At 36.4% G+C, this 26,789-nt stretch carries 16 protein-coding genes; 1 reads left to right on the top strand and 15 read right to left on the bottom strand.

Annotation, left to right across the window (positions count from 1 at the left end; translation table 11 throughout):
* Positions 1-146: 146 nt before the first annotated feature.
* The 9 genes from FA046_RS13865 to FA046_RS13825 all read right to left on the bottom strand — a co-directional run bounded on the left by FA046_RS13865 (position 147) and on the right by FA046_RS13825 (position 13,453).
* The gene (locus tag FA046_RS13865; protein ID WP_136827136.1) at positions 147-722 is read right to left on the bottom strand and encodes a hypothetical protein; all 576 of its coding nucleotides are present in this window, start codon (positions 720-722) and stop codon (positions 147-149) included.
* A gap of 344 nt (positions 723-1,066) precedes the next feature.
* On the bottom strand, positions 1,067-2,680 hold the full coding sequence (locus FA046_RS13860) for an arylsulfatase (protein WP_136827135.1): 1,614 nt from the start codon (positions 2,678-2,680) through the stop codon (positions 1,067-1,069).
* A gap of 553 nt (positions 2,681-3,233) precedes the next feature.
* Complete coding sequence (locus tag FA046_RS13855; RefSeq protein ID WP_136827134.1) at positions 3,234-4,016, bottom strand: rhamnogalacturonan acetylesterase; 783 nt, start codon at positions 4,014-4,016, stop codon at positions 3,234-3,236.
* Positions 4,009-4,800 carry a rhamnogalacturonan acetylesterase gene (locus tag FA046_RS13850; protein WP_136827133.1) on the bottom strand — a complete coding sequence of 264 codons (792 nt, stop codon included), beginning with the start codon at positions 4,798-4,800 and terminating at the stop codon, positions 4,009-4,011. Before FA046_RS13850 ends, FA046_RS13855 begins: the two co-directional genes overlap by 8 nt.
* A gap of 2 nt (positions 4,801-4,802) precedes the next feature.
* Positions 4,803-7,133: a sugar-binding domain-containing protein gene (locus FA046_RS13845; RefSeq protein ID WP_136827132.1), complete on the bottom strand. Its 2,331-nt coding sequence runs from the start codon at positions 7,131-7,133 to the stop codon at positions 4,803-4,805.
* Between the two features lie 5 nt (positions 7,134-7,138).
* The gene (locus tag FA046_RS13840) at positions 7,139-8,140 is read right to left on the bottom strand and encodes a family 43 glycosylhydrolase (protein ID WP_136827131.1); all 1,002 of its coding nucleotides are present in this window, start codon (positions 8,138-8,140) and stop codon (positions 7,139-7,141) included.
* Positions 8,141-8,192: 52 nt separating this feature from the next.
* Positions 8,193-9,737: a glycoside hydrolase family 28 protein gene (locus tag FA046_RS13835; RefSeq protein WP_136827130.1), complete on the bottom strand. Its 1,545-nt coding sequence runs from the start codon at positions 9,735-9,737 to the stop codon at positions 8,193-8,195.
* A gap of 27 nt (positions 9,738-9,764) precedes the next feature.
* A complete protein-coding gene (locus FA046_RS13830) occupies positions 9,765-11,627 on the bottom strand; it encodes a rhamnogalacturonan lyase (protein WP_136827129.1) in 1,863 nt (620 codons plus the stop codon).
* Positions 11,624-13,453, bottom strand: a complete 1,830-nt coding sequence (locus FA046_RS13825) for a rhamnogalacturonan lyase (protein WP_136827128.1) — start codon at positions 13,451-13,453, stop codon at positions 11,624-11,626. The genes FA046_RS13830 and FA046_RS13825 overlap by 4 nt, the downstream gene beginning before the upstream one ends.
* 174 nt (positions 13,454-13,627) lie before the next feature.
* Here FA046_RS13825 and FA046_RS13820 point away from each other — a divergent pair, with 174 nt between their 5' ends.
* Positions 13,628-14,275, top strand: a complete 648-nt coding sequence (locus tag FA046_RS13820) for a GNAT family N-acetyltransferase (RefSeq protein ID WP_136827127.1) — start codon at positions 13,628-13,630, stop codon at positions 14,273-14,275.
* A 314-nt stretch (positions 14,276-14,589) separates the two neighbouring features.
* Here the strand turns inward: FA046_RS13820 and FA046_RS13815 are convergent, their stop codons facing one another.
* From FA046_RS13815 to FA046_RS13790, 6 genes are all read right to left on the bottom strand, one after another.
* Positions 14,590-16,938, bottom strand: coding sequence for a glycoside hydrolase family 127 protein (locus FA046_RS13815; RefSeq protein WP_136827126.1), 2,349 nt, complete (start codon positions 16,936-16,938; stop codon positions 14,590-14,592).
* 97 nt (positions 16,939-17,035) lie between these two features.
* On the bottom strand, positions 17,036-18,106 hold the full coding sequence (locus tag FA046_RS13810; RefSeq protein ID WP_136827125.1) for a glycoside hydrolase family protein: 1,071 nt from the start codon (positions 18,104-18,106) through the stop codon (positions 17,036-17,038).
* Positions 18,107-18,256: 150 nt separating this feature from the next.
* Positions 18,257-20,410, bottom strand: coding sequence for a hypothetical protein (locus FA046_RS13805; RefSeq protein WP_169303376.1), 2,154 nt, complete (start codon positions 20,408-20,410; stop codon positions 18,257-18,259).
* A gap of 9 nt (positions 20,411-20,419) precedes the next feature.
* Positions 20,420-21,682 (bottom strand): pectate lyase family protein, encoded by a 1,263-nt coding sequence (locus FA046_RS13800; RefSeq protein WP_136827124.1) that lies wholly within the window; start codon positions 21,680-21,682, stop codon positions 20,420-20,422.
* A 183-nt stretch (positions 21,683-21,865) separates the two neighbouring features.
* On the bottom strand, positions 21,866-23,557 hold the full coding sequence (locus FA046_RS13795) for a RagB/SusD family nutrient uptake outer membrane protein (RefSeq protein ID WP_169303375.1): 1,692 nt from the start codon (positions 23,555-23,557) through the stop codon (positions 21,866-21,868).
* 27 nt (positions 23,558-23,584) lie between these two features.
* Complete coding sequence (locus FA046_RS13790; protein ID WP_136827122.1) at positions 23,585-26,785, bottom strand: SusC/RagA family TonB-linked outer membrane protein; 3,201 nt, start codon at positions 26,783-26,785, stop codon at positions 23,585-23,587.
* Positions 26,786-26,789: the final 4 nt, after the last annotated feature.

Genomic DNA, 26,789 nt, shown 5'->3' with positions numbered 1-26,789 from the left:
GTTTGTGAAAAAGATTAATTTCTAATGATAAAGGACAACCCGAGGATTATCCCTACGTATTCTTAAAATGAATTGTGAATTTTAAAATAGGGTTTTAAATTTAGAGATGGGTTGATCTCTATAATTTTGAATTGCGAGATTTTCTCTCAATGCTGTGGAGAATTTTGGATCATTATAACCCACTTATCTTTTAGATTATAGGTAACCTTTCTTGTCCCGATAAATATTGGAGGGACTGATACCGCCAATAAAATTAACTCAAAAGTAACCCATTCTTTAACTCCAGCGGCACCTTTATCTATAGCTACTACAGGCAAAAGAACTAGCCCTAATCCAGCACCAAGTCCAATGTACCCAAAAGGTTCTAGCCATTTTCTGTTATTGAACAAGTCTTTTTTAATGTATTGAATCTCTTTAAAGGGAATTACTATTGTATTCCTAGCGTATAACGGCCGCAACTTATTAATTTCTTTGAGACCTTGATTATATTTGTAAATAGTGTCTTTTCCAGTTTTACCAAAAGTTGTTACTGTTAATGTTGAATCTGTATAAGTAGCTATTGTAGATTTATAGGAGGCGTTTACTGTTTTAATAATATATTCTGTTTTGTCATTTAAGATTTTATGTTTGTTAGGATTATTCTTTTTTTGTAGAATAATCCTATCCTGTCCGAAAGCAAAAGTTCCTATTAGAAGTAATATAGTTGTTAGTAAATAATTCATTATTTCGGGATGTTTAACATTTGTTTGGATAGAAATAGATGGCTAAAATAGTTTAGTTTATGAAAAATTGTGTAGGATAACCCGAGGGTTATCCCTACTTATTCTTAAAATAGACAACCCTCTACGGACAGAAATGTAGGGATAATCCTCGGATTATCCGTTTATGAAAAATTGTGTAGGATAACCCGAGGGTTATCCCTATGTATTCTTAAAATAGACAACCCTCTACTGACAGAAATGTAAGGATAATCCTCGGATTCCGTTTATGAAAAATTGTGTAGGATAACCCGAGGGTTATCCCTACGTCATACAGAATAAATTATGAAAATGAATCCCCAAAAAACCTAAAACTTATCCTGAGGTCTTTTTTTATCTAGCTCGGCAAAAGGAATCACTCCTGTTTTGCTTGCCCATTTATCATATTTTTTAGCCATGGTTTTCACTCGATCTGAATATTTTGCGGCTAAATTATTCAGCTCGGCTCTATCAGACGAAAGGTTGTATAATTGCCATTGATTTGCCGGATATTCTGAAACGAGTTTCCAATTTCCTGCTCTTAAAGCTCTGTTTCCTTCATGCTCAAAAAACAAAGCGTCATGTCCTTTCCATTTCCTTTCTTGAAACATAGGCACCAAACTTTTACCCCTTGTTGGCGTAATTTGCTGACCATTATATGTTGTTGGGTAGCTCACATTTGCGAGTTCTAAACAAGTGTTCATCACATCAATAATGTGTGCCGGTTGATGGTTTAATTGCGGCTTAATCCATTTTGGACCGTAAGCAATAAATGGTGTAGCGGTTCCGCCTTCATATTCCCAATGTTTAAAAGAACGGAACGGCGTATTACTCACATTTGCCCCTTGGTAACCATAAGCGGTAAATGACTGCGGATTGGAAGCATCCATTTTAGATGACGCTATAATTTGAGGCGTAAAACCGGTGTTATTAATGGTTTCATTACTGCCTCCATTATCTGAAAGGAACATAAAAACGGTGTTTTCCTCTTCTCCCAGTTCTTTAAGTTTAGCTTTTAGCTTCCCAATATTTTGGTCCATTTTATCTATCATTGCGGCATAAACTGCCATTTTATCGTCCCAATCTTCTTTTTCTTTTTGAGTGAGGCTGTTCCAATCTGGCAGTTCGGCAGCTCTGGGCGATAATGTTTGGTCTTGAGAAATTACGCCCATTTGCTTTTGTTTTTCAAAACGCTCTTGTCTCAACACATCCCAACCTTTCATAAATTTACCTTTGTATTTTGCAATATCTTCTGGCAAAGCATGCAGCGGCCAATGTGGCGCCTGAAAAGCCATGTACAAGAAAAAAGGTTGGTTAGGCTGGCGCTTTTCTTCAATAAATTTGATAGCAAAATCGGTATAGGCATTGGTAGAGTAATAACCCTTACCTGTTTTATATTCTTCTTCGTTTAAAACGATGCTTAATTTTTGATTGGGACGGTAGGGTCTGTTTTCGAAATAGCTGTTTGCACCATCAATTAATCCAAAATATTGATCAAAACCTCTGCGAGTTGGCCAGTTTTCTTTGGCTTGCCCCAAATGCCATTTACCTGTCATAAAAGTAGCGTATCCTCCTGCTTTTAAAGCTTCGGCAATGGTGACACATTCTTTATTTAAATACCCTTGATAGGCAGGTTGCGGGCGGGTATTCATCATATCTCCAACGCCTGCTTGGTGCTGAAATAACCCAGTCATTAAAGACGCCCTGGTTGGGCAACAACGAGATGCGTTGTAAAAGTTGGTCATTTTTAGACCTTCGGCAGCCATTTTATCTAGCACCGGAGTTTGTGTAGTAGAGCCAAAACTTCCAATATCAGAAAAACCCATATCGTCAGCTAGAATTAAAACAATGTTAGGTTGTTTTTTGGGAACTGATTTTTGAGCTAAGCTTTGTAAACCGATTGTAACGAGAATTAATAATGAAATGGCTTTTACTTTTAACATGATATTATTGTTTTAGTGCATTAACGATTGAAGCGGCATCCTTTTTGGCTTTTTGAGGCTAAAAAGATATAGCGGAAAGCGTGTTAAAATGCCCAAAAGCGTATGGCTTTCCGGCCTCATGAGCGGCCATCTCTAGTCACTTTATTTGTTTAACTTATTCAATTTACCTTTTTTTATCAAAAATGCCCAAAAACACATGGCTCTCCGGCCTCATGAGCGGCCATCTCTAGTTCTTTTCCTTCAGCTGAAAAGAACCAAAAAGCCGCGGCTACGCCCTTTGCTACAAAGTTTCTGCTTAGGGCTGGCCTGTAATTACCGCAAAGGCCAAGGCCGAATAAAAAGGGTGAACGGTTGTTAGTGCTTTGGCTTAATCGCTCTGCTTCTTTTTTGTATTTTTTCTTTCTCTTAACAAGGTATTATTATTTTAAATGTTTAGATGCATTAACGATTGAAGCGGCATCCTTTTTGGCTTTTTGAGGCCAAAAAGATACAGCGGAAAGCGTGTTAAAATGCCCAATTTCTGCTCATCCTTAAACTCTTAAACCCTTTTAACTTATTTAAGGTATTTAGCTAGTTTTAAATCATTGATTTCTTTAATGCCGTCTACTACTTTTTGAGCATTAAACTTTGCGCCTTCTAAAATGGTGTGGGTTGCGTCTTTGGGTCCAAAATAGAGTTCGTTTACTTTTGCTTGTCCTACTTTATTGTATTCGTCGGCAATTAATTTGTTTAAATCAATGTAATAAGCGTTTTCTTGAATGGCGGCAGCTCGGGCCCATTCTACATATTCAGAACGGTTTACTTTACCGTTACTCCACGCATTTCTTGGGATTAAAGAACAAACAATTGGGATTCCGCCTTTGGCTTTAGTTTCTTTCACAAACTGACGGATGTACCAACCATAACTATGTACCAATTCTTTTTTCTTCAAAATTGGGTTATAAATTTCCTTACTTTCATCGCCGTTTCCTTTAATGGTTCCTCTTGCTCGGGCGCTGTCATCTAAAGGGCTGCTATCATTATGTCCAAATTGCATAATTACATAATCGCCGGGTTTCATTTTCACTAAAACGCTGTCCCATAAACCTAGGGTTCTAAAAGTTTTGGTACTGGTGCCGCCTAAAGCGTGGTTTTTAATATCAATTTTTTGGGTATCAAATAAATCTGAAATATAATGCCCCCAACCCCATAAACCACCTGCACCGTTATCTCTTCCGTTTTTTACGGTAGAATCGCCAATTAAAAAAAGAGTAGGTTTTGCCGCCATTTTAGCAGCAGCACAAGAAACAAATAGCCCTAAAACTAGGAGGGTAAATAATCTATATTTTTTAGTCATTTTCTTTGATTTTAGCTTTAATAAGGTATTTCTTAAGTTTCTTTTCTTTTGATAATTTTAACCCTTTTGCTACCGATGCCGCATTTATTTTAGCTCCAATTTTGTTGGTATGCGTATGGTCTCCGGCAAAAAATCCTTTTACTTTTTCAGGACCAAAAACATCGTATTTATCGGCTGAAATTTGGTTTAAATTAATAAAAGTAACGCCTTCTTCTGTTGCTACTGTTTTTGCCCATAAACCATAATCTTTATCGGCTCTTTTTACTTTTAAATTGTCCCATTGGTTTCGTGGAATCATAGATAAAACTATTGGTGTAGCGCCTTTTTCCTTAGCTTCTTTAATGAATTTTCTAAGGTAATGGCCGTAAGTATAAACGGTTTCTACGGTGCCGTCTTTCCAAGTTAAACTTACAGTTTCTTCTCCAGTTCCTTTTAAAACCCCACGGTAACCGGCTTTAGAAGTATCGGGTTTACTGCCTTCATTATGCCCAAACTGCATCATCACATAATCTCCGGGTTTTAGGTTATTGAGCACTTTTTCCCAACGCTGTTCTTTAATAAAAGTACGGGTGCTTCTGCCTGCCATTGCGTTATTCTTGATGCTCACTTTTGTGGTATCAAAAAACTCGGGCAGCAAACTTCCCCAACCCCATTGTTCTTTATCGGTGTTTCTTACGGTAGAATCGCCAATTAAATAAATGGTAGGTTTTTCTTGTGCCTTAAAGGCGATAAAAGCTATAAAAACGATGATGGCTAATAACGATTGACTCTTTTTAATTTTCATATTTATTTGATGGTAATTTTTGTTGTTCCTTGTGTTAAATCTTGAGAATTTGCGGTAATGGTGATTTCTCCTTTTGATGCTTTTGCTCTGATAATGGCATTACATGAGCCTTTATAAGCGAAACGTTTGGTGTCTTTAAATTTCTCATGACTAGCGTTAAAACCATTTTCAACAGCTACAATTTCGGCATTTTCGCTGACGCTAAAGTTAATTAACGAAGTAGCATTTGGACAAATATTTCCATCTTTATCTACCACTTTTGCAGTCACATAAACTACATCATCCCAATTATTAGAAATGCTGGTTTTTTCTACTTCTAAAATAATTTTAGTTGGTTCTGATGCCGTTATAAATTCTTCTACACTTACCTCTTTTCCTCCATTTCTGCCAACAGCTTTTATGGTTCCTTTCTCAAAAGTTAGTTCCCAATTTCTGGGCGAATCATTGGCTGGCTTAGGTTTAGTCCCTTGCGATTTACCGTTTAAAAACAGCTCAACTTCTTCGCAATTGCTATAAACTTGCACATTGGCGACATCATAAGTGTCAAAATCTGAAGGTGTCCAATTGGCAACCCAATCTCCTTTTCCAGCATTATCATCTCTTCTTACCATGTGAACAACTGGTTTATTGCTCCACCAACTTTGTCTTTGCAATCCTTCTGTTCTCCACCTGCCCGATACATCAAATAAACCCTGGTTATTGGTTACTTCTGGCCAATCGGCTTCGCCTAAATAGTTAAAACCTGTCCATAAAAACTGACCCGCCATATAAGGTTTATCTCTTAAAATTAACCAACCCGCTTGGGTATGTCCGTTTTCTGTTCCAATAACTTTTAAAGTAGGATTAGCCTCATGAAAATTAACCAATTCACTTTCTCTATAATTTTGCCCTACCACATCCATAGTTTGTGCAAAGCCATTGGTGTAAACTTTAGAAGCCGACGGACGAAACAAAGCCATAGTTACCGGCATATTTGGAATGATGCTATGTATTAAATCTTGTTGTTCTTTATACTTTTTAAAACCTTCAGGGCTATCCAAATTATCTCTAATTTCATTCCCCACGCTGTAAATAATTACCGATGGATGGTTTCTATCTCTTAAAGCTAAATCACGAGTATCTTTCTCCCACCAATCTTTAAAATAAAGATTATAGCCATTTTCGCCATTGTTTTTACTGGCTGTCCAAGTGTCAAAAGTTTCATTCATTACCATAAAACCCATTTTATCACAAAGGCTCATAAACTCTGGCGAAGCTGGATTATGTCCGACTCTTATAGCGTTTACCCCCGCTTCTTTGAGTAATTTAAACCTTCTTTCCCAAGCTGATAATGGAACTGCAGCGCCTAAACTCCCCGCATCATGATGTAAACAAACTCCTTTAATTTTGATGTTTTTACCGTTTAACCAAAAACCTGTAGCGGCTTCAAATTTGGCTTCTCTTATCCCAAATTCTGTAGTTTTTTGATCTATTTCTTTTCCATTTACTATGATTTTTGTGATGGCCTTATACAGATTTGGATGTTCTACATCCCAAAGTTCGGGTTGATCAATAGCTAAAAGCTGCGTAAATTTTAGTTTTCCTTTTGGCGATAAATTTTGCTTTGCTGGTGTAAATATTTTTACTGTTTTGCCTGCCGGAGATACCATGCTAATTTGCAATTCTACCACTGATAATGTGGAAGTTTCGTTTTCAACATTCATTTCTACACTCATATTTGCTTTTTGAGCATCAGCATCTTTTGTGCTTACAAAAACTCCCCAATGGTTAAAATGAACAGGATTTGTGGTTACCAAACGAACATGACGATAAATTCCTGCTCCAGCATAATACCTTGAAGCGGGTTGAATAGAATTATCAGCTTTTACAGCGATGACATTTGTTTTCCCTTTTCCGAAATTTAAATAAGGCGTTAAATCATAAGTAAAACCACTGTAACCGTAAGGTCTTTTTCCTAAAGATTTTCCGTTAATCCACACTTCTGAGTTGGATAATACGCCATCAAATTCAATGGATATTTTTTTACTTTTTTGCTCCTCAGCTAACGTAAATATTTTTCGATACCAACCAATGCCTGATGGTAAATAACCACCGCCTCTGCCTGTTGTATTTAATTTATCATATTCTCCTTCAATGCTCCAATCATGAGGAACGTTTAATTTTCTCCAAGACGCATCAGCATAATCAGGTTTCTCGGCGCCAGCCACATCTTCTTGTTTAAAGCTCCAATTTTCATCAAATGAAAGCTCAGTTCTTGAAGCATTATTTTGAGAAAAAGCAAAATTATTGAAAACAATAAAAGCCAACAGAAAACTTAATCTTAAATATTTCATACTATTTAATTTGTGAGGTTTAGATTCAAATAAACTGGGGCATTTCTGTCGCAAGTGATTACGCCGTTTTCAAACTTTAACTCGGCCACTTGAATAGAACTTCTTCTTTGTTCAAAGCCATCTTTCCCTTTATTTTCTGGCGTTTTACCAGGATGCGTAAAATAATAAATATAAGCTTTATCTCCTCTAACCACCACATCTGGGTGGCCGCCAATTACGCCATCATCTACACCAGTCCCTGGTTTTTCTAAAATATTTTCGGGCTGTTTAGTCCATTTTAGTAAATCATTTGATGAGTAAATCCCTAAACCTCGCCACATATCTACCACCATCCAATATTTATCTTTCCATTTAAAAACTTTTGGGCCTTCACCTCTGGTGGCTAAAGCTTTTCCTTTATCTGTCCAGTTGTATAAATCTTTACTATCTGCGTAATAAACAGATTTTCCATCGTTTTCATTGTTATACCACATACGCCAACCACCACCCGGCAGCGGATAAACACAAGCATCAATTACTTTATCTTTTGCTAAGTTTAATTTACTTTCAAATTTCCAATCAAACATATCTTTACTGGTTAAGTGTAAGATGTAGCGTGGATGCTGCCAATCGGTAAAAATGCCCGGTACATAAGTTAAATACATGTGATAAATACCATTATTTTCTATCACTTCTGGTGCCCAATGGGTATAATCTGTATTTCTGTAATTGATATTTGCGGTATCGGCATAAGTCCATTTTGCGCCATCTTTAGATTCGGCAATACCAATTCTTGTACCATGCACCCAAGTTACGCCATCATAACCTTCGCCTTTTGCTCTGCGGTTGGTGTAAAACATCACCCATTTATTAGTTTTTTGATTGTAAACGATTACAGGATCTGCGGCGCCATCATAAATTGGATCTCTGAAAAGAGGTTTATCAGCCAATTGAGGTTGATTACTTTTCTTTAAAGACGCACAAGAAACAATGCTTAAAACAATAAATGCGTAAAATAAATTCTTCATTATTTATAAGTTGATATCAAATAATATTTGATCTTAGTTTTTATATCAGCGTTTAATAAACGATCTCTTTTGATGCAATAATTTTGTACTCAGGTTTTTTATCATCCAAACCTTTCACTTCTTTAAAAGTGATTAATTCGCCATTTTTAACACGTATGATGGATTGATTAGGCAAACTTATATTCTTAAACAAGATGTTTCGAGTATAATGCTGCTCGTCCTCAAATCCGTTAACATCTATTAAAACTTCATTAGGTTTAGCTTTTGATAAATTTAGATTTGAAAACTCCATATCGCTAAACTGAGGTAAAACAGGTGCTGCCTCGCCATCGTTATTATAATTAACTGCGGTATATAAGGTCACTTTTAACAGTTCGCAATCCCTCACAATTACATTTTTCACATAACCGCCTCTATCTTTTGTGGCTTTAATTTGAAGGCCGTGTAAAAGATTACCAATTTTACAATCTTGTATAAATACATCACTTACGCCTCCAGACATTTCGCTTCCTATGGCTAAAGAATGTCCTCTTATGAAATTACAATCGGTAATTCGGATATTTCTGGTAGGCTTGCCAACATAATAACCTTCTGGATTTTTCCCTGATTTTATGGCAATACAATCATCACCAGTAGAAAAATCACAATTAAAAATATAGGAATCTGTAGAAGAATCTGGGTCTATTCCATCACCATTACGGGCAGTACTCACAATATTTAAATCATGCAAAGTAACCTGATCAGAATAAATGTAATGGATAGTCCAGCAGGGAGCGTTTTCAATATTTAAACCTTGCATATTAATATTTTGGCCGTTCATTATACAAATTAAACGCCCTCTACTTCTTATTCCGTTTGCTTTAATCATTGCACTACCCAAAGGAGAGCCACCTCCAGAGATAGTGCCCTCACCCATAATGCTTAAATTACTCACGTTATATTTCCCGCTCCTATCCAATTTCCCTGCATTAATTAAACTTGCAAAAGTTTCCATCTCCCAACCCTCAAACCTGTTTAAATTAAAAGGTAAATAATCCTTAATTTCCTTACTTCCCTTTAAAATGCCATCTTTTTCAATCAATAAAGTCATATCACTTTTTAGATATAACGCCCCACTTAAAAACTTTCCTTTAGGGATGTAAACCGTACCACCTTTTGAGCAAGCATCAATAGCTTTTTGAATTGCTATGGTGTTGAGTGTTTTATCATCAGCTATAGCTCCATAATCTAACACATTAAAAATTTTGCTTTTTGCCTTTGTTTTGCCAGTTGCTTTATTACTTATTTCAGAAGTTTCTCCGTTTTTATTTTTTGCTACAATGTGAAAAGAGTAATTCTTACCCGATTTTAACTTTTTTACGGTGTAATTGGTTTTTGTGGATTCGCCAACGTATTTACCATTCTGAAATATCTGATAAGAAACAATATCATTGTAAAAGTTGGGCTTATCCCATAAAAGGGTTACCGTATTTGAAGTGATACTGGCTTTGGGGATCATTAAATTTCTGGCCGGATTAGCAACTCTGGCATAAGTACCGTTTATGCAACAAAACAGAATGATAAAAACACTAAACTTCTTTAATAATTTGATATTCATGGTGCTGAAAATTGGTTTTAAAAATTCTTATTGTTTAATATTTACTGTCTTGATATTTGGTTTTGGAGCAGGTTTCATTTCTTTCCCCATGTAAAAACTAGTGTGCGGCGGTTGGTTGTAGCCTACATTTTGCCAAGCCACGCCTAATCTATACTGCGAATCATGCATTAAAGTATATTGTTTAATATCTGTAGGAATGGTGGTTGAATAAATGCGCAATTCTTTATTATCCGCACTTCTTAAAATGAGTTCTTCACGCCAATCGCCTAAAATATCAGCAGACAAAGCCGGGGTAGATTTGCTTCCATTATTTGATGAAGCGCCTACAGCAGTAAACAATCGGCCTTTGCCATATTTATCAATATAATTGCTGTTTAGTAACTCTCTGGTGGCATCGCCATCCCAATAAATTAAAAAATTTGTAGACCTCGGAGCATCACCAATTCTATTTCCCTTAATATCATATAAACCATTTCCGCCAGACCACCACATTTGCGCCCCAACTCTGGTTGTATCTATATTTGCGGCTACGCCTCTGCCTACATCTGTATTATCTTGTGCTTTAAATAAAACTTTTCCATCTGCGGCAGCATATAAAACCACACCCGGACCAGTAGTCCCTTCTTCAATTTCATGTACTCCAAAAACTTCTTGCCCAGGAGTTTCGGGATCTAAATCTGAAACATGAATGGCATCTCCATGACGGAAACCAGTAGTAAATAAACCTTTCCCGTTATCATCAACCACCATGGCGCCAAAAATAATTTCATCTTTACCATCGCTATCCACATCTGCAACAGAAAGGTTGTGATTTCCCATTCCAGAAAACGGATTATCTCCATTTTGGGAATCAAAAACCCATCTGGTGGTTAATTTTCCTTCTCTAAAATCATATGCGGCTAAAACTGTTCGGCCATAATAACCACGGCACATCACCACACTTGGGCGTACACCATCTAAATAAGCCACACAAGCAGTAAATCTATCTACCCGGTTTCCGCTTCTATCGTTTCCGCCATTTCCACCTTTACCGCCCCATTCGCCAATGTTTCCTCTGGCCGGGATATAATCTGTAGTGGCTAAAGCTTCGCCGGTTTTACCGCTAAATACTGTAAAATACTCGGGACCAGTTATAATTTTTCCGTAAGTTGGAGAACGCGGATTAGCAGTTTCTCTCCAATCTTTAGTGGCATCACCAATTACTTTACCTTTAGCATCAGTAGTGCCATCGGCTGTTTTACAAGCAAATTCGGCTATGCCATCACCATCTAAATCATACACCATAAATTGAGTGTAATGTGCGCCTTCGCGAATATTTTTACCCAAATTAATTTCCCATAACAAAGTTCCATCTAGCTTATAAGCTTGAAAAATTGGAGGATCAGTCAATCCTGAAGATGCATTATCTCTTCCTCTGCCGGTTTGGTGTAAAACGATATCATATTGCCCATCACCATCTAAATCTCCAACAGAAACATCATTTGGCTGATAACCTGCTATCTCTTTTAATTTGATAGCTAGATATTGTTGAATGGGTGCTTTTGCAACGATGGTAAAGCTTCCGGCCTCGTCAACTTCCTTGTTTTTAATAATACTTTTCACAAACCAAGTATTTGAAACTGTTGTATCAGCTTTTAAATCGATGAAATTTGTGGCTCCTGTAATGGGTTTAGCATTCAGTTTTATGACCGCTTGATTTTCGCTTTTTCTATAAAGGTTAAAAGCAATGCCTTCATCATCAGTCCCTAAAACTCGCCAACCAACAAATACTTTTCCATTATTTTCTTTTACAGCAATTAATCCTCTATTAAGGTTTTCCATTTGCCTTTGCGCCAATGAAGCACAAGAACACAAAAGAATCATAAGGAATGGGTAAATTAATTTCTTCATTTTTTTAGAATAAGAATATTAGATTTTGGGAATTCTTTAGTTTCGGCACCTAAATAAAAGCCGGTATGCGGTGGCTGATTATAAGATGTATTTTGCCAAGCTACACCTAATCTGTATTGCGGATCATGCATTAGGGTGTAAAAATTATGGGTCGAAAGTGTAGTTGGTGTATAAATTCTAAGCTCCTTATTATCTGCTGATCGCCAGATGATTTCTTCACGCCAATCACCAAAAATATCGGCCGTTAAACAAGGTGTGGCTTTTGTTCCATTGTTTGCCACAGCGCCTTCGGCAGTAAACAAACGATCAGTAGTTTGCGTTTGCCAATTCCACTTTTCTATATAGTTTTTGTCTAGTAATTCTCGGGTTAAATCGTCATCCCACCAAACTAAAAAATTGGTAGAATTAGGCGCTTTTTCTGAAATGGTATTTCCTTTTACATCTCGCAAACCACCGGGTCCACCCCAATTTTCGAAACCCCTTTTTGTAGGGTCAATATCGCCAGCAACTCCTCTGCCTACATCTATTCCCGGACTTTTACTCCATAAAAGTTCACCAGTTTTGGCGTCAAACTGCGCAGTTCCGGGTGTCATTAAAGCTTCGGTTTTCCCTTCACTTTCGTGGATGCCAAAAACTTCTAAACCTGGTCTATCTGGATCTAAATCTGTTAAATGCAAAGCATCGCCATGACGTAAACCTGTAGTGTATAACCCTTTTCCGTTGTCATCAACTGTCATAGCGCCAATGCAAATTTCATCTTTACCGTCTTGATCTACATCTGCAACAGAAAGGTTATGATTTCCCATTCCTGAGTAAGGGTTTTTATCATCTTTAGAATCAAAAATCCAGCGTTGTTTTAATTTTTTTCCATCAAAATCCCAAGCAGATAAGACTGAACGCCCGTACCAACCACGTACCATTACCGCACTAGGTTTTTTGCCATCTAAATAGGCCACACAAGCTGTAAAACGATCTGATCGGCTAGCGGAATTATCATTTCCGCCGTTGCCGCCAATGCCTCCCCAACCATCAAGCGGATACCTTGAGGAAGTGTAAATTTGCGTATCCATTGCTTTTCCGGTTAAACCATCAAAAGCGGTAATATACTCCGGACCTTCAGCTATTTTACCATGAAAAGCACTTTTAGAATCGTAATTTCTCCAATCTTTATTGGCATCGCCAATTACTTTTCCGGTTCCATCGATAGTTCCATCAGCAGTTTTGCAAATCAATTCAGAACGTCCATCTCCATCAAAATCATAAACTAAAAATTGGGTATATGCAGCTCCAGAACGGATGTTTTTTCCTAAATCAATTCGCCATAAAAGCTTCCCTTCTAAAGTATAAGCATCTAATAATTGATTGCCTGTAAAACCCAATTGCGGTGGATTTTTTGAGTTAGAAGGATCCCATTTTAAGATAATTTCATATTGACCATCGCCATTTAAATCGCCAACACTGGCATCATTAGCAGAATAAGTATAATTGCTACCTTCTATTGTGCCGCCAGCAGGAATTTGCAATGGAATGGCTAAATAAGCTTGTTTTTGAGCCGATGGAATGAATTTAATTCGTTTTAATAAGGTTTCTTTTCCTTTGATTACAGCATTTAAAATGTATTCGCAAGATGAGATTGAACCCAAAAAAGAATCAATATAATTGTTTGATTTTGCGGGTTTATTAAGTTTTACAGGATTTTTGCCCGCCTCTTTTCGGTATAAAGAAAATTCTAAATTACTGGCATCAGTAGCTAAAATACGCCAAGCAATGTAAACACTTTGTGGGGCACTTTGCATAGCAATCATTCCTCTGTCTAAATATTCCATTTGCCTTTGGGCAAAAAGTGAAACGGAAATGAAAGTGCATAAAATGAGTATAAAGCTAAACTTGGTTTTTCTAAAAAACATGCAAAAGAATGATTTATTCTATAATTGGTGATGAAAGATAGCTATTAGCAGGTAAAGAGGCATCATGTGCCGTCCTGCGGAAAAGCGAATGCAATGGAAATATTACACAGCCCCATTTATAGTCTGGATGGTGTTTATTCCACTAATAATGACTTCATCCTATCTTTTTTGATTTATTTTAAAGCAAAGCAAAATTCTATATTTGACCTATTCACTCTTTTCCATTCTATGCAAATAAAACCCTATTTAGAAGAAAATATTGATGATTTAGTCGCTATTGCGAGAAAGTCATATTTAGAACATTATACTTACCTATGGGATGATGAAGGTGCGAAATACGTCGCTCTAAATTTTAACGCCGCCAGATTAAGTGAAGAAATAGCTCAACCAAACTCTTCTTTTTACCTCCTTTACTTTCAAGAAAAGTTAGTCGGCTTTTTAAAATTAAATATAGATAGTGGTCTTAAAAACTATTCGGCATTGGATGCTTTAGAATTAGAGCGGATTTACTTTGTTAAAGATGCTACAGGGAAAGGATTGGGGAAAATAATTATTGATTTTGTAATAGTATTAGCTAATAAAAGAGACAAAAAAATTGTTTGGCTAAAAGCGATGAACAGCAGCCGATCTGTTGATTTTTATAAGAAACATCACTTTATAGTTGTGGATGAAATGGATCTAAATTTTGAGCACATGAAAGACGAGTTTAGGAAAATATTAACCATGAGTAGAGAGATATAGATTAGCTTTTGAGGGGTGTTTTTTTCCACGAATTTCACTAATTTTCTCTAATGCTGTTGTGGTTATTTCTGGCTTTTCAGTTATGTGTTTGGGATATTTTCTTTTAGTAAATGAGGTTTTAAGATTTTTTTCAGTACGAATTTTTACTAATGTTCTTATGATTAAAAGCTTTTTTTTTGCCACGAATTTCACGAATTTTCACTAATGTATTCGTGGTTAATTGAGGTAAAAGATTTAGGTTAGCTTTTGAAAGTTGTTTTTTTGCTGCGAATTTCACCTTTTTTAATACCCAAACTCACCTCATCAAAAAAAGTTTAACGTATTAATCGCACTTCATAAATTCCGGCTGTCGCGGAGCCTTGTAAAGCTTCAAATTTTACTACTAAAACACCTTTTGCATTTTCTAATAGCGCTGCTGGAATTTCATAATCTTGGGTATAAAACTTATCTCCTTTACTACTTTTGAAGTTCTCTGAAACAATAATTTCTCCATTGATAAGGATATTAAACAGACGTTTAGTGTCTCTTCCATAATAAGTGATTTGCAGCTTTTTAGCTTCTTTTTTCGCATCAGCTAACTGATAACTAAACCAAGCTTTCGCATCTCGCCAATGCTTTCCATTGTTTACTCCGCTTTCACTTTTTTCGGATTTCATAAAATGATCCGACTCGGGTTGTTGCTCTCCCGGATAAACCAAATCTATGGTTTGAGCATCTAATTTAGCCAATGCTTCTTCTTCAATAGCCAGTTTTTCTTGTCTCGCTTTCAGCTGATTTTCATTCTCGGTTTGCCAATAAATTACGTAACGAGAATTGTGCAACTTATAAAATGGAATAAGTTCTAGGCTTTTATATTGAGCAGGATAAATAATTTTGGAAGCACTAAAAGTAAGTGGTTTGCCTGCAACGGGTTTTATATATTTTGCTAAATTTTGCTGCTCACTCACAAATATGGGCATGCCTAATAATGGATATTGTTTATCATTGGCTACATGTCCAAATCGGCTGTCATCGGCATATAAATCTTTCATGTTTGTGGTATCGGTTTTGGCGGCCAAAACAATAGGGCCATGTAAAACGGCTACGTAATTGGAGCCATCTGGCAATTGCTCTGTTGTGGTTTTCATGGGTAAAGTTACTTCCACTTCATCTCCATTTTTCCAAGTCTGTGTTATGGCTGCGTAAGAACCCGGCTTAGCGCTAAATTTAACTTCCCTTTTATTCACTTTTATCTTCATTAATCCGGTATCAACCCATTTTGGGTAACGAATATTTAAACTAAAAGTAGCTGGTTTTTTAATGTTGATTTTTAAAAGTGTGACTTCTTCTTCTGGGAATTTAGTTTGCTGAGTAAGCGTTAATCCCTTTTCATTCCAATTTAAAACAGATGGAATAAACAAATTCACATACAAGTTTTTGGCCGTATGCGCATAAATTAGTTCGTTATATTTTGCATGGTTTTCTATTCCCGAACCTACGCAACACCACATACTGGTTTCGGGCTGAGAATACACTCTGTAATGCCCGGGACGCATGGGTGTAAAATACACAAAACCGCCTGTTTCTGGCTGTTGGGTTGATAGAATATGATTATATAATGCTCGTTCGTAATAGTCGATGTAATTAACCAAACCTTCAGACTGGTACAGCATTTTTGTGAGCTTTAGCATGTTGTAAGTATTGCAGGTTTCTGGTCCTTGCTCACTACTTATCATACTGCTAAAATTATTGGCGGGATTAAAATGTTCTCTCACGCTATTTCCCCCAATAGCTACTGAACGGCGTTGGGTAACGGTTTCCCAAAAAAACCGAGCTGCTTGGTTATAATCCTCATTTCCGTCTATTTCTGCAATACGTTTAAAGCCAATAATTTTAGGAATTTGCGTGTTTGCATGAAGATTATCTAATTTATCTTCATGTTTTATTAAAGGATTTAAAATGGCTTTTTGAGAAAATTTTTGAGCGGCTAGCAAGTATTTCTTATCTCCTGTAATAGCGGCAACATCAGCTAATACCTCATTTACCCCACCATATTCTGTTCTTAATAGGGTTTCCATTTGTTTGTCGGTTAATTTAGAAGATAAAGCTACATGCCAATTGGCAAACTTTAGGAGCATGGCCTTGGCTTGTTTGTTTTGGGTATATAACCAAGCATCTCTTAAGCCTGCAAATGTTTTATGAATGTTGTAAAATGGCACCCATTTTTCGCTCACCTTTTCTACTTCTCCATTAAAAATTTTAGCCCAAAATACTTTACTTCCCGGTACGCCACCAAGGTATCCATCACCATTTTTATCTTGGCATTTTTTTAACTCTTGCAGCATGTAGTTTAAGCGTTCTTTCACTTTTACATCGCCGGTTGAGGCATACATTAAAGAAAGTGCCGTTAAATAATGACCGCCAATATGCCCATCTAAACCATCACTTTCCCAGTTTTTATAATTTGTTGCTTTTGGAGTTAAACCAGCTTCACGCAGATAAGGAGCCAACAAACGATCAGGCTCTAAAGCCATCATATATTTTAAATCTGTTGCCTGAGCCTTGCTAAAATCGCTGGAAAGTAATTGGACTTCCTGAGATTTAAAAGCTTGGACAGCAAATGGTGTTTGGGCTGATAGGGAGCAAAAAGAAAGAGAAAGCCCTATTAGTATCTTGATTTTCATACGTTTTATTTTTACCTCCTTACCAAAGTTACCGACATTTTACCCCAATGAGGCTTTTGTTTGCCTTTTTACCCTAAGGGATATTTTTTATTTTGTTTTAGCTTATCTTAAATACAAAAGGAGAAGAGGTTTTAAAAGCTCCTCCTTGGGTAGTGACAAACAAATGTGTGGGTTTTCCTTTATGATTTAGCAATAATTGTGGCCTTTCAAACCGACCATATTTTTTAAGATTGGAAGGCGCTGGTGGCTGCTGAAAATAATGCGCAACTTCTTCAAAAGCCCTTTCGGGTTGGCTCCAGTTTAATCCATCTTTACTGTTCATATAAATTCCTCTGAGGTGATCATAATAACCCATATCTCTGGCTACAACGTTAAACTGATGATGTTCCCACCAAATATAGGCATCTTCTATTTGAGCGTTATTTCCTTTAGATGAAAAATCAATCACCGGGTTTTCTGAGGTTTTAATATATGGACCTTCTAAGGCATCGGCAATAGCCAAACCATATTTCCTGTTCCCTCTTATTTGATCTTTAGATTGATCATAATCGGCAGTATTCCAGCTTTTATAAAACAAGTAATATTTCCCGTTTGGATGTTTTACAAACGCCGGGTTGGTGGTGCAATGATCGTCCCAACTGCCTAGTTTACCCGCTTGCAGCAAAGGTTTTTCTGCATGTTTAAATTCGCCTAAAAGATCATCGGCTATGCTTAAACCTATTAATTTGGTACTGGTTTTACCATTATGGTTACCCATATAAAAGAGCGCATATTTTCCATCTACTTTTTTAATAAGCGGATTGTGACAGGTAGTGCCATCCCAAAATTCAGTTCCTCGGGGTTTTAACACTACACGAAGGTGTTTAAATTCTGCTTCGGGACCATCGGCTACAGCCTGACAAATTTCTGAACCGTTTATCCAACCTCCCATTCCTTTTTTGGCATCCCACCGAGAATAAAAAACATGAACTTTACCGTCATCGGCTAAAATTGGGCTACAACACCAAACGTAATAACCTTCTAACTCTAAAATTCTATGAAGTGGTTTTAAGCGTTTAGCAAGTTTGGATAGTTTTGGATCTTTTTGATTGGAGGCCAAACTCCAATCTGGCAAAAATAAAGTGATGCCGGCTAATGCGCTTGAAATCAAAAAATCTTTACGTCTCATCTTACCAAATTATAAAAAGAAAAAGAAACTCATCTTTTATTCTTGTTTAAAAGAAAGTAGGGATAAGCTGACGTTATCCCTACTGAAATTGCAGAAGTTACTAGAACGTAATCCCCTACAGAACCAATTATGTATAAACCCTCATTATTATTAAGGCATTTTTATAAGACCCTCCCAACGTACATTCCATGTACCATCTTTAGGGAATCCAGGATTCTTTTCATTTGTACCATCCCAGCCGGCACACATCATTGCAACTGCGGTTAATAAACCGCCGTTACCAGGCATATAAATTCTTAACCTATCGTCTTGATAATTATGCCCGTTTACTAAATAAGTATTTGTTTTGATGTTCATTAATAAAGCATCAACTGCTTTTTCTGGCATTCCTAACCTGGCAGCCGTCATAGCAGTTAATGGGAAATCCCAACCCCAGGTTTCGGCCCAACTCCAATCTTTCCAAATAAGATTAAAGGTGTTTTTCATAATTGTGGTATCTACCAAACCTGTTTGAGGCAACATACCAAAAGCACCAAAAACAGAAGGGTGATCTGTTTTAAACTCTGGGTTGGTGTAAGAATCTGGAGCGCTTTCGGCAGCCAAATAAACATCACCTAAAACGGGTAATGGCGCAATTTTTTGAATCACATCATCCCATTTAGCTTCTCGTGGCATTCCCAATCGTAAACGCCATTGTTGTGCTGTTTCTAAAGCCCATTTCCAATAACAAAGTTCATACGTGGGGTTAAAGGTTTCTTCGGCTTTAAATCTTTCTTGAGCAGGAATTAAACCCGGGCCCAAATCATATTTATTAGTTTTAGGATTTAAATGGGCAAACGAAGCCATAAAATCTGCGGTAGCAAAAACTATTTTTTTATACTTTTCTAAAACTGCTTTATTTGGGTTATCCCGATAAAGCAATTCGGTGTAAGTGATGGGATGTGGCTGTTGCCAAACCAACATGGCGCCAATACTTGATGGAACTTCGTTACCCTCATTATCGGTCATTTTTTGCCATCTCACGCCTTCAAAACCTTGTCTTTTTGCAATATTTTTTGCTCCATCCATTACTTTAAAATACCAATCGGTACTTTTTTGCAATAAACTTGCCCTGCCCCAAAGTGCATAATGAACGCCATGCCACCAATGCATTTCTAAATGCGGTTTACCAAACCAACTGTTGTAAGTTAAGCCTGTTTCTTGCGGCGGAAAATAACCTGCTTCTTGCACTCGCATTAAATATTGCGATAAAATCACGCGTCTTTCTAATTCAAAAGCCCTGGAATCTGTACTTCCAGAAAAATCAACCGCCCCGCCACTTTCCCAGTAAGTTTCCCAAGTTTTTTGATTGGCTTTGGCTATCTCTTTAAATGAGGAAGATGGGATTTTATCGTTTTGAGAAAAGGTAATACTGATTTGAAATTGATCTTGATTTTTATCAGGACTAATTAAGAAATAATGCTTTTGCTTTTCGCTGATTTGAGCTTTGCCACTCCAATTTAATGAGGTAGCATATTGAGTGCCTTGTAACTGATGTTTAATTTGAGCTGATGAACCTAATTGTTTTACTATTTGTGTTTGATGCTGGCTATCTTCTCCAAAATAATTTCCTACATCTGCCCATTGTGCTGTTGGATAAGGATATCTTAACCTTATTTTAAGCTGTCCTTTTTTGATGAGTGCTGATTTTACAGTAGCCATTACGCCATCTTGATTGGGCTGAGCAAGGGTAGTCACTTCTACTTTTTCGCCTTCCACTTCGTAAACCGAATGGATTATTCCGGTGTACATGTTTAATTCTTGTTTAATGTTTTTGATGGCAGAAATAGGTAAAATCTTTCCGCTTTTATCATAAAACTCTAGTCCAAAATTACCTAACTGTAAACGATGTGCATTTTGGCGAAACCAATCTGCAGCTTCTTTACCTCTTGCCGTTTCAGACTTTTGCACAGCGTAACTTACCTTACGCCCATGTTGCTCATAATCTTTAAAGCTTTCTTCTAAACGGTAGCCTGCCGTATCTTTAAAGCTATCCCATCCCCATTCAGACTGGGTACCTAAAGGCACACCATCCTGATAGAAATCTGGAAAAGATTGTAGCCCGGTAACATCAACTGTCATGGCAAATTCGCCGTTACCAATTGTTAATGACGAAAGAGGGTCGGCTTTTTCAATTTTTATGGTATGTCTTTCTACCAGTGCTTTTCTATCTATTTTTTCTTGAGCGTAAACAGCACAACTCAGCATTAAAACAACAAAAGGAACTGCAAAAAAATTAACTTTTATATTAAGATATAGATTCATTTATACGCTTTATTTTTGATGAGCAGTCACCAAATTATTTAAATATTCTTCGAGGTTTGAATAACCAGAAGCTGTAATTTTTTGATGATCATTTACATTTTTGATGTTTAACTGATGGCGACGTTCCCATTGATCAGACATCCCATCTAAGTCTTTATCCTTAATTTTTTTACCCGCTTTTATTACTCCCTGACCACCGGAGGCTTGCTCTGTTTTAAAAATAACGCCTTCTTTACCTAAAGATTTTAAGTAACCCAATAAACGTAAATCTACCGCATCTCTTTTTAAGCTACAGCCTACTTCTTTTATCACATTTAAATAGGCTTCTTGTGCGGTTAATATTTTTGTATCCACATTAAAAACAGTGGGTTTTTCTTCTAAAGTTGCCTTTTCAGATTTAAAAGATTCGTCTTGAACGGCTATACCATCTAAAACTCCATTTTTATTTAAATCAACAAAATTCCCTTTATGATAAACATGATCTGTAGCGCTAAACTGCCCAATAAATGAATTATTAGAGTTTGGACCAGCAATAAAATAATTATTGATGATATCTTGATAATGATGCGCACTAGAATGCCCGCCTACAAAGCCTGTTACACCCCAATTATACACCACATTATTTACAAATTCTATTTTTGCTTTAGCTTTAGGGTTTCTACTTTGATTATCTATCCAAAGAGAATTATAAATACTAATATTGGTAGGAATTTCTAATAATGCGCCAAATCTTTGAGGATCGATGGCTTCGCCAATGATACAATGTTGCAGCGTAATGTTGTTACTTTCTTTAATGTGAAGATTATCCCATCTGCCCCATTGAACAGAAATATGGTCAAATATCATATTCTCAGCATGATCAATAATTAAAGTACATGTTCCTCTAGACATGTTAATACTGCCTCTTAAGCGCAAATACCGCATAATCACATTTTTAGACCCCGATAAAGTAACCCCATCTCCATAAATCACAATTCCTTCTCCGGGAGCTGTTTGGCCAGCAATGGTAATATCAGATGCCACCTGCACTTTAGATTTTATATTAATTACGCCGCCCACATCAAAAACCACTGTTCTTTTGGGTTTACTTACTGCATCTCTAAAAGATCCTTCACCTGTATCATTCAAATTGGTTACATGAAAAACCTCTAACCCTCTGCCTCCGCTGGCAAAACGCCCACGCCCTAATGCCCCGGGGAAAGCGAGTTGTTGCGCCATTAATTCAACAGGTAAAAATAAAAGGAATGCGTACAGTTTTAAATATTTTTTCATTTTTTATCTTGATAAAGGATATTTTAATACTTTTCTGTTTAGAAATTTATTAAAATTATTGATTAAGGGAGCAGCTGAAACTTGGAGCAGCTACTTGAGTTGCTCATTTCTCTTTCTTATAAATAATGAGTTTTTTAATTCAAAAAAACATACACTGGTTACAAAAAATTACGCCTATTAAATCTATTTCCATTTAAAAGGCAGGTACCAATTTGCTTTATTACTTAATCTTGAACGTACAATAGCGGCATCTGCACTTCCGGCAGCAGTAAACTTATCTCCTATTTTATTAGCTAAATAATTAGGCTCAGTAGATTCTCTTCTTAACGCAATACGTAAAAGATCTTGCCATCTGTAACCTTCAAAAGCCGTTTCTAAAGCTTCTTCCTCAATAATTTTATTTTCGGTATCGATTTGCAAATTGGCAATATCAAAAGTGACACTTTTATTTACCGCTCTCCCTCTAATTCCAATACTTCGGTACCAGTTACCGTTTACTGTTCCTTTAAATGCGTTAAAATCAAACGGGGTAGGATTGCTTGCATAAACAACACCTTTATCAAAAAAACCATCGTTTATAACTACACCGGCTACTGCACTATAACCCGCCTGATTTGCAGCTTCGGCATATCTTAAATGTAAAATTGCAGCTCTGTACAACATCCAAATTCCTGTGTTTTCAAAAGGAGCTGTTATAGTATAATTCTTAGTGTATTTTGCAACTTGAGCATTCGCTCCCGGCGAAGAATAAGAATTGTTGAGCCCACGTCGATCTGTTAAACCACCATCCATACGCACCTGATTGTCCCAATTATTAATGGCCAATGCAGATGGTTTTACCAAATATTTTCCGGTTAAAGAAAACAAACTAATAAAAGGATTACCTGGCGCAAAATCTTTATCTAAAGGCAAAGTCCACATGCGTTCTCTGTTGGTTTCTACCTCATCTAACACGTTACTAAATATATTAGACCAAGGGTTGATAGTACCAATGGTTAATAAAGTGTTTCTTCCAGAATTATCATTAGTGATGCGATAAGTATCATAAATATCAACTCTTTGATCTGCAGATGTGGTGGTTGTAGTGCCTAATTCCATTACAGCTTTGTAATATTCGGCGGCTTTGGTATAATTTCCCTTCCATAGGTTAATATCTCCCAACAAACTTTTTCTATGAATAAAAAACTTAAACACGCCATCTCTAACTGTATATCTATTCATTGGCATGATGAGCGTAGGACTTGCCGAAGATGTATTTTGGTTAAGATAAACCTTAGGAACAGCTTCTGTAAATTCAATTAACTTATCCAAAAGTTCGTTAAAAGTAAGCTTAGGAAATTTAGACTCATCTTTTAAATCGTTTACGTTATCAATAGCTTGGGTTACATAAGGAACGTTGCCATATTGAATGCCTAACTGTAAATATAACCAGCAGCGTAATAAGCCTACTTCTGTATATCTTTGGTTGTATTGAATATCATCTAAAAGCTTAGCATCATGCATAATGGTAAAGTTTTTCATGGCATCATTACAATTGATGATGACTTCATAAAATGGTCGTGGATCTGCGTAAGGGTTATCTTCAGAAACCTGATGTGTACTAATCTCTCTTAAATAAGCATTAGCGTTTGGCGTAACTTCTAACAAATCGCCCCTTAGCTCATTAAGTATAATGTAACGTTCTGCAAGGCCAGAAAATTTACCATAAATACCTAAAACAGCAGCATCTGCATCATACACATTACGATACATTTGTTTTGCTTCTAAGGCATCTTCTGGCGCTACATCCAGCATCTTTTTACAAGACACCAGCAAGCTTGTTACCATCAACAAAACAAATACTTTTTTTAATTTACTATATATTCTTGTGTTCATATTGATCATCATCTTTAATAATTATAATTATAGTCCTATGCGAACGCCCAATTGCATAGATTTATAAAGCGGGTTCATCCCTAAATCTACCCCACGAGCAAATACACTGCTATTGCCATTAAATTCTGGGTCGTAGCCTAAGTATTTAGTGAAAGTAACAACATTATTAGCCGTTGCATAAATTGTTGCATTTCTTATAAAACTAGATTTTAAAGGCACATTATAGCTTAAAGACAAGGCTCTTAAACGTAAGTAAGAACCATCTTCTACCCATCTATCAGAAAAGCGAGAATTTTGCATGGGATCTCCAAATACAGCTGCCGGCACATTGGTTACTTGGCCGTTGGTACGCCACCTGTTATTAATGCTTAGGGTTTGATTTTCTAAACCACTCATTGCTTCTAGGTTAGCTCTTAAGCCATTATACAAATCGTTTCCCAAGTTAAATGTAAAAAATGCATCGAGTGTAAATCTTTTATAAACTAATTTATTGCTGTAAGAACCTACTAAATCTGGGTTGGCATCTCCAATAATTTGTTGGTCATTTGCATCAATAACTAAATCATTATTGGTATCAATAAACCGTACATCGCCTCCTTTAAAAGGGATTAAAGCCCCTTCGGCAGTTTTGTTTTGTAAACCAGCAGTAGCGGCTTCAGTATCAGAAGCATATACTCCGTTTGTTTTATAGCCATAAAATGAATTTGCTTTTTCACCAACTCTGGTTAGTATGGTTGCACCGCCATATTCGGTAATCAAATCATCATTGTTAGGTAATTGATTTACCTTATTGTGGTTGGTGGCAAGCGTTAAGCCCATATCCCATTTTAAATCACTTTTATTAATTAACCTACCGTTTAGCCCCAACTCCAAACCTAAATTTCGCATGGCGCCACTATTAGTTAAAGCATAATTAAAGCCAGATGAGGTATAAACAGGCTCATAAATTAACATATCACTAATTTTGTTGTGGTAAAAATCTAAACTAATATTTAGCCTGTCTTTTAAGAAAGCAGCATCTACACCAGCATTAAATTTTGTATTGGTTTCCCACTTTAATTCGGGGTTACCAATATTTCCTCTAACAAGGCCTTGGCGACCTAAGAAATTTTGAGATACATAATATGTTTTGGCTGCATAGTTACCAATGTCATCATTACCGGCTAAGCCGTAGCTTAAACGCAATTTTAAGCTCTCTACAAAAGCAGCATTTGCCATAAAATCTTCTGAAGAAACTAACCAAGAAGCCGCCACGGAAGGCAACACCGCATAACGGTAATTGCCAATAGCTAAAGCACTTGGTATTTCCTGTCCGAAACGAGAAGAACCATCTACAGCAAGATTAAATGCCACAAAATATTTGCTAAAAGCCGAATAATTTAAATTAGCATAAGTGTTTAACCAGTTCCATTTCCCTAAAGATCCACCAACGGTTCTTAACGTAGTTTGCCCACTATTTAGGGTAATAAAATCATCACTGGCAGTATTATAGCTTAAGCCCGTATCATATTCTGATTTATTACTATTATACCTGAATCCTAAATTTGAAGTTAGTTTATGATTTTGATTAAAATCATGATTAAAAGATAGCCAAGTATCATTATAAACCGAAAACAACCGCTGTAAACTTGCTGATGTTTGGTTATAACCTATAGCAGTAGTTAAAACATCTGCAGAAACGCCTATTTGAGGAACAAACATGTTTTCGCGGACCTTATTAAAGGTGACACCAAAAAGTGTATTTAACTTGAACTTATTATTAAAAGCATAACCAAAGCCAAAAGACCCCATAAAACGGTAGCTATTATTTTTGGCTACAAAAGCATCGGAAACAACTACTGAAGGATTGCTGATTCCAAAAATATCTGTATCGGAGAAGTTTGGAGACGATATGCCTAACTCAGAAATTTCATTTGGAGAAAGAAATGGAGCTTTAATTAGCGATAAATAAAGTGGAGATTTTTTACTTCCTAAAGCCTGATTGTTTAAATCTTGTTCACTCCTGCTAAATGAAAGATTGGTATAGGCTTCTAATTTTTTAGAGAGGTTAAAATTTGCATTAAAACGAGTTTGATAACGGGTAAGGCTGGTATTATTGATGATGCCATTATTATCTAAATACCCTAATGATAAAGCATAAGTAGCAATATCATCACCACCTGTTACTCTTAAATAATAGTTTTGGCTTGTAGCATCATCTGTTACCTCATTTTGCCAGTTTGTATTGTTGTGGTAGGTATAAAAACCAGTATTTGGATCATCATTCATATAGGGCTGAGCCTGCACTGCTGCATCTGTTAAGCCTTTAGATTTTAATACATCTGAAAGGTAAATGCGATAATCATTAGCTTGCATTACAGGTAAAGCTTTTACGTTTTGATTTACTCCTCCATAAGCGGCAAAATCTAAATGGGTGGCTACATCTTTAACTTTGGTTGTAGTAATAAGCAATACGCCATTAGCACCTTTGGTACCATATAAAGAACCTCCATCTTTTATAAGCGTAATATTTTCAATATCCTTAATATCTATATTGGCCAGCGAATTATTTTGATGCCCTTCTACAAGTGATGCGCCGTAAGAATTGTTGTCAAAAATCATCCCATCTACTACTATAAGAGGCTGACTGGTTGCGTAAAGCGAATTGTAGCCTCTTAAATACATATTAGCGCCAATATCTGGTGTTCCAGATCTTCTTACCACATCTAACCCGGCAAAGCTGCCTTGTAAATAGCTATCAGGTGTTTCTGTTGGTTTTTTCCAAGCCTGATTATTATTGATTGAATTTACAGCATAGGGAATTCTATTTTTTAAATCGGATGAAAAAGGCAGTACAGCAACATCATAAACAGACCTGTAAGTTTCTTCATACAAGATGACTTCAACATTTAACTTTCCTTTAAGTGCTACCTCTTTAGTTTGATAATTAGCACCAGAAACCACTACTGCGCTTTGTAAATTAGGAACGTTAATAGTAAATTTTCCGTTTTCGCCAGTTATAGCAGCCGAATAACCTTCTACAGTAATGTTAGCGCCAATTATTGGACTACCAGTTGCCGCATCTTTCACTAATCCGCTAATTTTAACTAAATTTTTATATGCAGGGTCTCTTGATATTGAAGAGACTTTGCTTAGAGAATCGGTTTGTGCAAACATAGATGTAGAATAGGTGAAAATCACCAATCCAAACACTAAGATTTTTTTTATCGATTTATTTATTGTGAGCATAGAA

It is taken from the genome of Pedobacter cryophilus, from assembly GCF_005116455.1.
Taxonomy (GTDB): Bacteria; Bacteroidota; Bacteroidia; order Sphingobacteriales; family Sphingobacteriaceae; genus Pseudopedobacter; species Pseudopedobacter cryophilum.
This window is presented reverse-complemented; position numbering and strand designations above follow the sequence as displayed.